Below are 13000 nucleotides of genomic sequence, written 5' to 3'. Positions count from 1 at the left end.
ATTACTTTTTTGTTAAAATATTGTGAATTCTTTGAACTTGGACTTTTGTAGTCTCTATGTCTATATTATGAATTAAGTAATTAGATTGTAGTATCTTTTTATCTTCTAACCACTGGTTTTTTATTCTATTTTCTGCCTCTATTCTTGTGGTTTTGTCTCTAGAAAGTATTCTATCTATTCTTATTTCTAAAGGCGCAAAAACAGCAATTATAACATCGCAATAAAGGTTGCTTTTACTTTCAAAAAGAATCGCATTTTCATAAATTATATACGTTTTCTCTTTGTGTAGTTTTATAAACTCTTGAAAATGTTTTTTTACTTCTGGATGAACGATACTGTTTAAAACCTGTAATTTTTCTTTATTTTTAAAAACAATATTTGATATATATGCTCTATCTAATTGGTTGTTTTTATAAGCTTGTTCTCCAAAATTTTCTATTATTTTTTTTTGTATAACAACAGAAGAGTTTATTAAATTCTTTGCTTGATCATCTGCAAAATATACTGCTACATTTTTTTTTGATTGAAAAAGTTTTGCCACTGTTGTTTTTCCACTTCCAATACCTCCAGTTAAACCAACTATCATTTTATTTCTGGATTAAAAAATCTATTTTATTAGGAACTACTCGTACGCTTTTAAGCAAATTGGGCTTTAAAACTATTTTTGGTATTAAATAATTTAAATTATTTTTTTCAGACATTTTATAATCGCATTCTATTTTAAAAGATTCTTCATTTATTTTATTAAACTCAGATAGTGCAACTACAAAAGTAACTTCTACAGTTTTAGAAAGCGTAGTTAAATTAACGTTTTCAGGCAGGTTTACAATTTCAAAAGGTATGTTAAAACTGTCTTCAGTAAATTTTTCTACATTACCTGTAAGAGTAACAGCATTTATATTGTATTTGATGTTTTCTTTTATATTTACTTTTTTTAAAGGCACTTTATGAGTAAAGTTGGTTTTAACATCTTCTAACTTTAATTTTTCTAGTTCTAAAAAATTGATAGTATCTATACTTTGTTCTGGGCCAGAAATTAAAACACTATCAGGTTTTAAAACTATTTTCTTGGTAATGTCATAACCAATGTGAAAGTTAATATCTAAATTGGGTTTTATTGGTACCTTTTTAGTTTTTAAAATTCCTAAATTTAAGTAAATAGTGTCCTGTAAAATTTCTTTTAATTCAATATTTTGCAACAGTTGTTTTTGTATTGATTGAAATTGATTGCTAGTTAAAAAATAGTATGCTTTTCCTTTTTTATTAGCCAATCTATTTGCATTTAGCCTTATTTTATTACTACTAAATTTAGCTCTAACAATGTTAAAACCTGAACTCTTAACAACCAAATCTAAATGCTTTTTAGGAGCATCTTGTAATAATTTATTTTGAGGAATCTTAGCATATTTAATAGGAAATTGAATAGTAGTAACATATTCTTTTGACATGGCTGTAAAAAACCATATTAAAATAGTAACTACAAGAAAGCCAATAAATTTTTTTGATATTTTTTTTTTCGTTTTCAATACCATGTTTAAAGAGTATGATGCAATCTACACAAAACTTTATGAAAAAAAAAGTGAGTTTCAAACAATATGAAACTCACTTTTATTTAAAAAACTATTTACTACAAATTACTTTTTTGCAGGAGTAAAATATTTTTTACTTAGTTCCATAGAAATTGCAGAACGTTCAAACATTATTTTTCCAGCTCCAGTCTCTATAGTTACAGTGTTGTTGGTATTATTTACTTCAGAAACTTTACCATGAATACCACTAGAAGTTACTACTTTTGTACCATTTTTAATTTCTGCTTGAAAAGCTTTTTCTTTTTTCTGACGACTCATTTGTGGTCTTATCATAAAAAAATAAAAAACGGCAATAATTGCTACAAAAGGTAAAAACTGTGCAAAACCGCCTGCACTTCCTTGTAAAAAAATTGTATTAAAAATCATTATTTAGCTTTTGGTGTTACAGAACCTTTTAAAGTTAATATTTCTCTACCAGATTCTGTATTTGTGATTAATGTGATGTTTTTTTGTTGTCTATTTTGTTTACCAGCTGTATTAAACTTTACTTTAATTTCTTTAGTTTCTCCTGGCTTAATAGGTGCTTTTGGCCAAACAGGAACTGTACAACCACAAGTAACTTGTGCATCTGTAATTACTAAATCAGATTTTCCAGAATTGGTAATATTAAAAGAAGTGCTTATAATTTCTCCTTCATTAACAGTTCCAAAATCATACACTTTTTCATCAAAAGTAGCTAAAGCTGTCCCTTTTTTAATTTCTGCATCTCTATTTTTTGCATTGTCTAAATTAGCTTTGTTAATTTTAGAAGTAGCATTAGAGCCATCTTTACAAGCTGTAAAAAAAGTTACTGAAAATACTAATACCAGTAAATATGTTATTTTTTTCATTGTATTTTAATTTTGTGTAAAAATAAGAAATTTATTTATCGTCAACAATAAATTAGAGCAAACCTCTTCCTATTTTAACAATTCTTTTATTTTTTACAAATTCTTTTGATATTTTGTCTAAAACACCATTTATAAAGTAACTACTTTTTTCTGTAGAATAATCTTTAGAAACCTCTATATACTCATTAATAGTAACTCTTGTTGGTATAGATGGGAAATTGATAAACTCTGTAATTGCCATTTTTATCAAAATCATATCAATATCTGCAATTCTATCTGTTTCCCAATTTGGCGTTTTTTCTTCGATATCTTTTTCGTATTCTTTGTGTTTTAAAACCGTTTTTCGGAATAAGTTAGAAACGAAATCTTCATCGTCTTTATCTTTATACAGACTACCTAATGCAAAAGGGGTATTTTCTTTACATTTGCTTAGTGTTTTTAATACCCAAGTATTTACAAACGGAATATCATCTACCCAAGAAATCATTTTATCTTCAAAATACTCTGCAAGTTTTTCGTTTGGTGCAATAATTTCTTTAAAAAATTCAATTACAAAAGCTTTATCAACTTTATAAGAATCTTCTACAGTTTCTAGATATTTTTTGTACAAATTACTTTTTTGTAGTTTATCAAAAATAATTTTTACATACTCATCATCTTCTTGCCAATTGTTTAGTTTGTTCAACTCTACATACCCTTCAACGCTTATGCTTTCTGCAATTGCGTTGATAATTTTATTATCTAAAAATTTGGTGTTTGGTTTTAAATCTTCTTTAGTAGCTAATATTTTCTTTTTAGAAAGTGCTATTTTTTTTGCTGCTAATTTTTGAACTTCTACAAGCAATCGTAGGTTTAAAACATACAAATCGTACATTTTTAATATGCTATGTTTCAAAAATTTTTCTTCTCTAAGAATGTCATCATTTTTAGACTGTAATATAGCGTATACAGATTGCATTACTTTAACTCGAATATGTCTTCTGTTAATCATTTTCTAAAGAACTTGTATAAATTTCGATGCAAAAGTAAGGTTATTTTATTTTTTTAATGAAACCTTTTTTAATTCTTTTTTAAGAAAAAGTTTTGTAGTTAATCTTGTATCTTCGTGCTTTACTTTTTAGTTAATAAATTTTCTCTTTTGAAAGAACTTAAATATATAAACAAATACTTTTCTAAATACAAATGGCGAATCTTAGCAGGTTTAATTATTACCATTTTATCTAAGCTTTTGGCTTTAAAAGTACCCCAAATTGTTGGAGATTCTTTAAATATTGTAGAAGATTACCAAAAAGGAATTGTTACAAATTTAGATGATGTAAAGCATCAATTACTTATAAATGTACTTATTATAATTGGAGTTGCTGTTTTTGCTGGTTTTTTAACTTTTTTAATGCGCCAAACTATAATTGTTACTTCTAGATTGATAGAATTTGATTTGAAAAATGAAATTTATCAACAATACCAAAGATTATCCATCAACTTTTACAAAAAAAACAGAACAGGAGATTTAATGAATAGAATTTCTGAAGACGTTTCTAAAGTAAGAATGTATGTTGGCCCTGCAATAATGTATAGTATGAACATGATTGTACTTTTTGCGGTTGGTTTTACACAGATGATAAACATTGATGTAAAATTAACAATGTACACGTTAATTCCTTTTCCATTATTGTCTATTTCTATATTTGTGTTGAGCAAAGTAATACATAGAAGAAGTACCATTGTTCAACAATATTTATCTAAGTTAACCACATTTAATCAAGAATTTTTCTCAGGCATAAGCGTTGTAAAATCTTATGGAATAGAAGCTTCTATTATCAAAGATTTTGATAAAATTGCAGATGAAAGCAAGGAGAAAAATATTCATTTACAAAAAGCGAATGCACTATTTTTTCCGTTAATGATTTTATTAATAGGAATTAGTAATTTATTAGTAATTTATATTGGTGGAAAACAATATATTAATGGAGAAATTCAAATAGGAACCATTATCGAGTTTATGCTATATGTAAACATACTAACTTGGCCTGTTGCAGTTGTTGGTTGGGTTACTTCAATGGTACAACAAGCAGAAGCTTCTCAATTAAGAATTAACGAATTTTTAAAACAAGTACCAGAAATTAAAAACACAACTACCTCATCTACAGAACTAAAAGGAGATGTAGAGTTTAAAAACGTTACTTTTACTTATGATGATACTAACATTACAGCTTTAAAAAATATAAACTTTTCTGTAAAATCTGGAGAGACTTTGGCTATTTTAGGGAAAACTGGCTCAGGAAAATCTACAATTATAGAATTGATATCTAGATTGTATGACACAAAAGAAGGTAGTATTTTATTAGATAATAAAAACATAAAAGAAGCCAATTTAAATGATGTTAGAAGCCAAATTGGTTTTGTGCCTCAAGATCCGTTTTTGTTTTCAGAAACTATCGAAGACAATATTAAATTTGGTAAAGAAGATGCTACAGAAGAAGAAATTATTACAGCTGCTAAAAATGCAGACGTTCATAAAAATATTATAGATTTTCCTAAAGGATACAAAACTATTCTAGGAGAACGTGGTGTAACACTTTCTGGTGGACAAAAACAACGTGTTTCTATTGCTAGAGCAATTATTAAGAAACCTAAAATTTTAATTTTTGATGACTGCTTGTCTGCTGTAGACACAGAAACAGAAGAAAAAATTCTATCAAATTTAGAAAGAATTTCTAAAAATATTACCACTTTTATTATCAGTCACAGAGTTTCATCAGCAAAAAATGCAGATAAAATTATTGTGTTAGATAATGGTAAAATTACCCAACAAGGAACTCACAATCAACTAATAACACAAGATGGTTACTACAAAGATTTGTACGAACAACAACTTTTAGAAAAAGAAAATTAATCTTTAACATTGCTACATAAAATATTTTATTAGATTTGTTAAGTATAACAAACATATTATAACTACTATTTAAACGAATTATGGCAGAGAGAGTTGAACAAGAAGAAATCTTTTCACAAGTATTAAGAGCTGGAAGAAGAACCTATTTTTTTGATGTAAGAGCAACAAAAGCAGACGATTACTATTTAACTGTTACAGAGAGTAAAAAATTTACTCATGATGATGGTACTTTTCATTACCAAAAGCACAAAATCTATCTTTATAAAGAAGATTTTACAGATTTTAAAGACATGTTAAGTAAAGCAACTGACTATATTTTAAATGAAAAAGGTAGTGAAGTAATTAGCGAACGTCATCAAAAAGATTTTAAAAAGGAAGAAGAAACTGCAACTGAAGCACCAAAATCTGCTCAAAGTTTTACAGATGTTTCTTTTGATGATATATAAGGTTTTAGGCCTTTTAGATTAACTTTTTTTTGTAAAGATTTTTTTGCAAGAAGAGTAATTTAAATAATTTCAATTCAAATTCATTTTACACACTAAAAACCGTGAGTTACATAACTTGCGGTTTTTTTATTGAAAAAAAATTACAAAACTTTTTTCATGGTTTTGCTTTTAGAAACAGTTTCCTCCCACTCTTTTTTTGCGATGCTATCTTTGGTAATACCTCCTCCAACATAAATTGATGCAATTTTATCCTGAATACTCATACAACGTAAATTAACATACAACTGAGAATTTTGAGTGCTAAATACTGAATCTTGAACATTAATTTCACCTAAAAAACCTGTGTAAAAAGTTCTTTTATAATTTTCATTTTTATTGATAAACTTTTTTGCAGTTTCTCTTGGCAACCCACAAACAGCAGGAGTTGGGTGTAAACTTCTAATTAATTGTTCTAAACTTGAATTTCTATTTAAAACACCTTCTACTTTTGTTCTTAAATGCAGTAAATTTCCTGCTTTTATAGTTTCTGTTTTATCAATTTGCAAGTCAGATGCTATAGTATTTAGTTGGTTTTTGATAAAATCTGTAACCAACTGTTGCTCTTCTAACTCTTTGCTTTTCCAAACTACTTCTTTAGCGTTTTTAAAAACCTGTGTTCCAGCCAAAGACATGGTTTTAAAATTAGTCTCAGTTATGTGCAACAAAGTTTCTGGAGTAGCTCCAAACCACAAACCAACTTTTGGGTGAAACCAAACATACACAAAAGCATTCTGATACGTTTTTAAAAGTCTTTTAAAAGTAGTTAAAACATCGAAGTCTTCTATTTTAACCTCTTCTTTTCGAGAAAGCACAACTTTTTTAAGCTCGTTATTATTGATAACATCTAAGGCTTTCTCTACCAAACAAAGGTGATTTTTTTTATCTAAGTTTTCTGCACTTGTAAAACCTTCATCTTTTACAAACTCATCATCCAAAACTAATTTTTCAGTAGTAAAACAAGCATTTTTTTTCGGAAATAAAATGGCTTTTTCTTCACTATTAAAAGGTGCAAAAACAAATCCGTTTTCAGTAAATTTAGAAGTGAAATACAAGTTATCATCCTTCATAAAAAAAGCAGAAACCAAATCTGAATTTGGTTTTCTATAAGCTACAAAAGGAATATTATCCTTAAAATTCTCTTCAATTTTATTAAAAATGATGCTCAATGTAAAGATTAAATTATTTTTTATTTAAAACGATGTTTGTCATTTTTGCTATAGAAATCAAATTGTCATTCTCATCAACAATTGTAACTTCCCACAAATGTGTGGTTTTGCCTTTATGAATGTTTTTAGCAGTTGCAAAAACAACACCTTCTCGCTTGCTTTTTATATGGTTGATAGACAACTGGATTCCATTTATAAATTGCGTTTTACTGTCTATAAAAAAATTTGAAGCTGCACTTCCAACACTTTCTGCTAAAGCAGCTGTTGCACCTCCATGCAATTGTCCATAAGGCTGATGTACTTTAGAGTTTACAGGCATTTTTGCAGTTAAAAAATCAGTCCCAACAGCAACATATTCAATATCAAGCGTTTCCATTAATGTGTTTTTAGAACGATCATTAAACGCTTTTAAAATGGTAGTTGTATCCATATCCTTTTAATTGTAATGTAAAAGTACATATAAAAAATTGTATTTTTGTTGCAGAAAAGTTAAAGCATTTTATGTATAAAATACGCGTAATTTTAGATACCAAAGAAGATGTAATTAGAACTATTTTGGTTGATGATAAATTGAATTTAGAAGATTTACACCTAATTATTGCAAAATCTTTTGGTTTTGAGGGGCAAGAAATGGCTTCTTTTTACAGAACTGATGAAGAATGGAACCAAGGTGAAGAAATCCCTTTATTTAATATGGCAGAAGCTGGAGAAGGTATTTCTATGCAAACGTGTATTTTAGAAGATACCTTACCTGAAGAAAATGACAAACTGATTTATGTATATGATTTTCTAAATATGTGGACTTTTTATGTGGATGTTGTTGAAATTACAGATGAAAAAAGAGACGATTTACCACAAACCATTTTATCTGTTGGAGAAATTCCTGAAGAAGCTCCAGAAAAAGAATTTGTTGCAGATAAATTAGATGATGATTTTGGTGATGAAGGAGATATTGATGACGAATTTGGGCATTTTGATGATTTCGATTTTAATGAATATTAAAAAACGTGTAGTCGTATAATCGTTTATTTGTGTAAATGATAACTCACTTTTATTTTAATAAAATATAAATGAGCTACAAAAGAAAAGGTCAACTAACTCATGATGGAGATTGGGTAAAGCACTTGAAAAAATTTGGAAAACGTGTTTTTTGGAAAAAAGAAAGAAAAGCAGAAAAAAATCTTTTAAAAGAAGAACAAAAAAATATAGATTAACCTTTTAGATTCTCAACGCTTCCAACTTCATTCTTCAAACTTCTAATTTTTCCCGTAACAAAATTGTAAATTAGTCGTCTTATTCACATAATCGACTAAAACAATTTCTTTGGAAACTATCTTATCACTCAAAAATCTCGATAAAAAATACGGACAAGTTCATGCAGTAAACAACCTTTCTTTTGATATTAAAAAAGGAAATGTTTACGGAATTTTAGGGCCAAATGGAAGTGGAAAATCTACTACTTTAGGTATTATTTTAAATGTTGTAAACAGAACTTCTGGTGAATTTTCTTGGTTTAATGGAAATTTATCAACTCATGAAGCACTAAAAAAAGTAGGTGCTATTATAGAGCGCCCAAACTTCTATCCTTATATGACTGCAACTCAAAATTTAGCTTTGATTTGTAAGATTAAAGGAATATCCACAGAAAAAATAGACGAGAAATTAACTACAGTTAATCTTTTTGAAAGAAGAAATAGCAAGTTTAAAACTTTTTCTTTGGGGATGAAACAACGTTTGGCAATTGCATCAGCATTGTTAAACGACCCAGAGATTTTAATTTTAGACGAACCTACCAATGGTTTAGACCCACAAGGAATTCATGAAATTCGTCAAATTATTCAAAAAATTGCAGCAAATGGCACCACAATTCTATTGGCTTCTCACCTTTTAGATGAAGTTGAAAAAGTTTGTTCTCATGTAGTTGTAATTAGAAAAGGCGTAAAATTATACAGTGGTAGAGTTGATGAAATGACAGCCTCTAATGGTTTGTTCGAATTAAAAGTTGATACAGATGAAGAAAAATTATTGTCTATTTTACAAGAACACTCTGCAATTGGAAAAGTTACCAAAGAACACGAAACCATTATTGCTACTTTAAATAGCACTATTTCATCCGCAGAAATTAATGAATATTTGTTTAAAAAAGGTATTGTTTTATCGCATTTGGTAAAACGTAAACCAAGTTTAGAGCAACAATTCTTAGATTTAACCAACAACAATTAATCAACCTTAAAATAAACAGTCATGTTAAGACTATTAACTATAGAATTTCACAAATTAAAATACAATAGAGCTAGTAAAGTTTTATCACTCATTTATTTTGGCTTACTAACCTCTATTGCATTGATTGCTGCTATAAAATTTGATATTGGTCCTGTAAAGTTTCATTTGGCAGATGCAGGTATTTTTAACTTCCCTTACATCTGGCATTTTAATACTTATATGGCTGCCATATTAAAATTTTTCTTACTGTTGGTTATTGTATCTATGATGGCAAATGAATATAGTTACAAAACTTTAAAACAAAACTTAATAGACGGTTTAAGTAAAAAAGAATTTATTCTTTCTAAATTTTACACAGTAATTAGTTTTGCATTTATTTCTACATTATTTGTGTTTATAATTTCATTAGTATTAGGTCTAATATATTCTGATTATAATGAATTTGCTATTATCGTTTCTGACCTAGAATATCTTTTTGCTTTTTTTGTAAAGTTAGTTGCTTTTTTCTCTATGGGTTTGTTTTTTGGAATCTTGGTAAAACGCTCTGCTTTTGCTGTTGGAGCTATGGTTGTATGGCTAATTGTAGAAAGTATGTTTAAGGGGTATTTATTTTGGACATTTAAAAATGCTGAAAATACTTCTGAAAAAGTAGATACTATTATGCAGTTTTTACCCTTCGAAGCAATGTCTAACTTAATTAAAGAACCTTTTTCGAGATTAGGTGCTGTTAAATCTGTAGCAAATCAAATTGGAGAAACTTTTACAAAAAGTTATGCTGTAGAGTTTACAAATATCTTAATCGTTTCAGTTTGGACATTTATCTTTATTTATTTGTCTTATGCACTGTTAAAAAAGAGGGATTTATAGTACTTTTTGAATATATTTGACGTTTAGTAAAGAAATATCGTCAAATGAAGAAATTATTATCCTTTTTTCTAATCTTTTTTGCATTAAATGTATTTTCTCAAAAAGAGGCCAATTTTTGGTATTTTGGAGAAAATGCTGGGTTAGATTTCTCAAATGGAGCACCAAGTGTTTTAAGAGATGGGCAAATGAATACTTTTGAAGGTTGCTCTACAATATCTGATGTAAATGGTGTTCTTCAGTTTTATTCAGATGGTTTAACTGTTTGGAATAGAGATCATGAAATCATGAACTACTCTAATGGGTCTCAAGGTATAGATTTATTAGGAGATCCTTCCAGTACACAATCTGCTTTAGTGGTTCCAAATCCTTCAGATGCTAATATATATTATATTTTTACTGTAGGTTCTTCTAGAGGTTTTAATTATTACACTGTAGATATGTCTAAAAATGGTAATAAAGGTGAAATTATTGCTGGACCAGTAGATTTATCATTAGGAGCTACTTCTTGGTCTGAAAAAGTTACAGCTGTACAGGGTGATGATTGTGATTCTATTTGGATTTTATCTGTAGAATCTAATAATTTCATAGCTTATAAAATTGATAAAAATGGTGTAGATATTGCAAATCCAAAAAGAAGCAATATGAGTTATTTTCCTACAGATGTAAGAGGTTATTTAAAAGTATCTCCAGATGGAAAAAAAGTAGCTTTTGCAGATTATACTGCTGGTGGAACTGGAAATAATTTTGATTCTGGAACTGGTGCATTAGTACTATTAGATTTTGATATTACAACTGGTTTGATTTCAAACACAAACCAGCTAAAACTTATAAATGCTCCTATTGATGGAGCTCCTTATGGAATAGAATTTTCTCAATTATCCTCAAAACTATATGTTTCTACTCATAATGGCACAGATAACACTGTATTTCAATTTGATTTAGTATCAGCAGACATTGTTGCTTCAAAAAGAGAAATTCAAAAACAAACTGGTTATAGAGGTGCTTTACAATTAGCCCCAGATAATAAGATATATTCTTTAGTACCTGTTAGTTATACAGAAGGTACTTCTTTTATAGATGTCATTGAAAACCCTGATGATGCTGCAGATGACATTAGGTACACCAGAGATAAAATAAGACTTGGTGGAAGTTCAAAAGCTACACAAGGTCTTCCTCCATTTATACAATCTTTTTTCTCTCCAGTTAACATTATAGATAGCAATAAACCTACTTTTGTTTTAAACACAATGAAACAAACCGTATGTATTGGAGACACAGTTACAATGGAACCAGAAATCTCAGGTACTACAAGCTCTACATACACTTGGACTAAAGAAGGAGATGCATCTGTAGTTGTTAATAACCGTGTTTTAAATATAGACAACACTAATTATGGTTCAGGAAAATATAATTTAGAAATGACGATTGAAGATTCTTGTGGCAGAATCAAAAAATATAATAGCTCAGTAGAAATTGAATTTATTCCAAAACCAGTTGTAAACACAATTCCAATTTTTGAACAATGTGATTTTGATTCAGACCCAAATGATTACATAACTAATTTTAACTTAGAAAGTAAAGAATCTGAAATTTACAAGGGTACAGAACCAGTAAATATTGATTTTTTTGAAGTAAATGATACTTCATTCTCCACGCCACTAACAAAAGCTGATTACAGAAATAGTGTATCTACAAGAACTGGTACTCATAAAGTAGTTGCTAAAGTTCAATTTCAAGGAAGTCTTTGTTTTAAAACTGTAACTATAGAGTTAAACGTAAATCCTTCTGGTGTCGATAATTATCCTGAGATATACACTTGCGAATTAGATTCTAATGCTAACAATGCTACAAGCACCAATAGTTTAGGAAGTGGCAATGCCTTTTTTAATTTCGACTTAAAAACAAATCAAATCATATCAGATTCTGGTGGGGCATTATCTCTAAGTACACATAATTTTAAATATTACAGAACAAAAGATGATGCAAGGCTTGTAAATAACGAAATTGTAGCGCCTTTTGAAGATGATTTATTTACTGATAACACAGATGTTTTCATAAAAATATCACTTAAAAACACAGACGCTTGTACAAGTATAGGTCAATTTAAAGTATTTGTACAAGAATTACCAATACCAAAAGGCAATCCAAATACAATTACTTTATGTGTTAGCAACCCAGTTGCAAACCCTCAACCATTTACTGTAGATTTAGATGCATTTACAGGTAATGCAAGCGACACCTATCTTTGGTATAGAAATAATATACTAATAAACGGAGCAAACAATGCTGTTTACAAAGCAAATCAAGAAGGAACCTATAAAGTAGAAGCTTACAGAACTTATAGTAATAATGCAACAAATACAAGCGACGATTTTTCCTGCATTGGTTACAACACTTTTACAGTAGATGAATCTAATACTGCATTTATAGAATCTATAGATTTTGTAGACGATCAAGACAATCCTGATGAAAATACAATAACTATAAAAGTTTCTGGAAAAGGTAATTATGAGTATGCCATTAATAGTAAAGCTCCAACAAGTTTTAACAAGGGAACAGATAACTTAAGTTACACTTTTACAAACGTAAATCCTGGTTTAAATACTATTTATATAAATGATATTGATGGTTGTGGTATTACCAATTCTAAAGAAGTATCATTCGTTTTTTTTCAAAGGTTTTTTACACCAAATGGTGATGGGACATTTGATACATGGAAAATACAAGGTGTAGATAATTCTTTTTACAAAGTAGCAACTTTACAGATTTTTGATAGATATGGTCGTTTTATTAAAAATATTGACTTAAAAACAGAAAATGGGTGGAATGGTCTTTATAATGGCAAGCAGATGCCAGAAAGTAATTATTGGTACAATGCAACACTAATTGATATAAATGATAAAGTAAGAACAAAAAAAGGGCATTTTTCTCTTTTAAGAAACTAAAA

14 protein-coding genes are annotated in these 13000 nt (G+C 28.4%); 7 read left to right on the top strand and 7 right to left on the bottom strand.

From position 1 onward, the window contains the following. Position 1 precedes the first annotated feature (1 nt). From coaE to nusB, 5 genes are all read right to left on the bottom strand, one after another. Complete coding sequence (gene coaE / locus ACY2RW_RS07125) at positions 2-586, bottom strand: dephospho-CoA kinase (RefSeq protein WP_490122022.1); 585 nt, start codon at positions 584-586, stop codon at positions 2-4. A gap of 1 nt (position 587) precedes the next feature. Beyond that, positions 588-1532, bottom strand: coding sequence for a CdaR family protein (locus ACY2RW_RS07120; RefSeq protein ID WP_490122021.1), 945 nt, complete (start codon positions 1530-1532; stop codon positions 588-590). 102 nt (positions 1533-1634) lie between these two features. Beyond that, positions 1635-1955: a preprotein translocase subunit YajC gene (yajC, locus tag ACY2RW_RS07115; protein WP_490122020.1), complete on the bottom strand. Its 321-nt coding sequence runs from the start codon at positions 1953-1955 to the stop codon at positions 1635-1637. Continuing rightward, positions 1955-2419 carry a DUF1573 domain-containing protein gene (locus tag ACY2RW_RS07110; protein ID WP_490122019.1) on the bottom strand — a complete coding sequence of 155 codons (465 nt, stop codon included), beginning with the start codon at positions 2417-2419 and terminating at the stop codon, positions 1955-1957. Before ACY2RW_RS07110 ends, yajC begins: the two co-directional genes overlap by 1 nt. A gap of 52 nt (positions 2420-2471) precedes the next feature. Beyond that, entirely contained in the window at positions 2472-3410 is a 939-nt protein-coding gene (gene nusB, locus ACY2RW_RS07105) for a transcription antitermination factor NusB (RefSeq protein WP_490122018.1), read from the bottom strand. Between the two features lie 147 nt (positions 3411-3557). Here nusB and ACY2RW_RS07100 point away from each other — a divergent pair, with 147 nt between their 5' ends. Then, entirely contained in the window at positions 3558-5312 is a 1755-nt protein-coding gene (locus ACY2RW_RS07100) for an ABC transporter ATP-binding protein (RefSeq protein ID WP_490122017.1), read from the top strand. Positions 5313-5392: 80 nt separating this feature from the next. After that, positions 5393-5758 (top strand): PUR family DNA/RNA-binding protein, encoded by a 366-nt coding sequence (locus tag ACY2RW_RS07095; RefSeq protein ID WP_490122016.1) that lies wholly within the window; start codon positions 5393-5395, stop codon positions 5756-5758. Positions 5759-5898: 140 nt separating this feature from the next. Here the strand turns inward: ACY2RW_RS07095 and ACY2RW_RS07090 are convergent, their stop codons facing one another. Together ACY2RW_RS07090 and ACY2RW_RS07085 are read right to left on the bottom strand one after the other, a co-directional pair. Beyond that, positions 5899-6963, bottom strand: coding sequence for an isochorismate synthase (locus ACY2RW_RS07090; protein WP_490122015.1), 1065 nt, complete (start codon positions 6961-6963; stop codon positions 5899-5901). A 13-nt stretch (positions 6964-6976) separates the two neighbouring features. Beyond that, the gene (locus tag ACY2RW_RS07085) at positions 6977-7393 is read right to left on the bottom strand and encodes a PaaI family thioesterase (RefSeq protein ID WP_490122014.1); all 417 of its coding nucleotides are present in this window, start codon (positions 7391-7393) and stop codon (positions 6977-6979) included. Between the two features lie 71 nt (positions 7394-7464). Between ACY2RW_RS07085 and ACY2RW_RS07080 the strand changes: the two genes are divergently transcribed. The 5 genes from ACY2RW_RS07080 (at position 7465) to ACY2RW_RS07060 (ending at position 12998) form a co-directional block, all read left to right on the top strand. Further along, on the top strand, positions 7465-7965 hold the full coding sequence (locus ACY2RW_RS07080) for an IS1096 element passenger TnpR family protein (protein WP_490122013.1): 501 nt from the start codon (positions 7465-7467) through the stop codon (positions 7963-7965). Positions 7966-8033: 68 nt separating this feature from the next. Then, complete coding sequence (locus ACY2RW_RS07075) at positions 8034-8177, top strand: hypothetical protein (protein ID WP_490122012.1); 144 nt, start codon at positions 8034-8036, stop codon at positions 8175-8177. A gap of 109 nt (positions 8178-8286) precedes the next feature. Further along, on the top strand, positions 8287-9186 hold the full coding sequence (locus tag ACY2RW_RS07070; RefSeq protein WP_490122011.1) for an ABC transporter ATP-binding protein: 900 nt from the start codon (positions 8287-8289) through the stop codon (positions 9184-9186). A gap of 21 nt (positions 9187-9207) precedes the next feature. Further along, complete coding sequence (locus tag ACY2RW_RS07065; protein WP_490122010.1) at positions 9208-10053, top strand: ABC transporter permease; 846 nt, start codon at positions 9208-9210, stop codon at positions 10051-10053. A gap of 44 nt (positions 10054-10097) precedes the next feature. Further along, entirely contained in the window at positions 10098-12998 is a 2901-nt protein-coding gene (locus ACY2RW_RS07060) for a T9SS type B sorting domain-containing protein (protein ID WP_490122009.1), read from the top strand. Positions 12999-13000: the final 2 nt, after the last annotated feature.

Source organism: Polaribacter sp. 2305UL8-11 (genome assembly GCF_058147165.1).
This window is presented reverse-complemented; position numbering and strand designations above follow the sequence as displayed.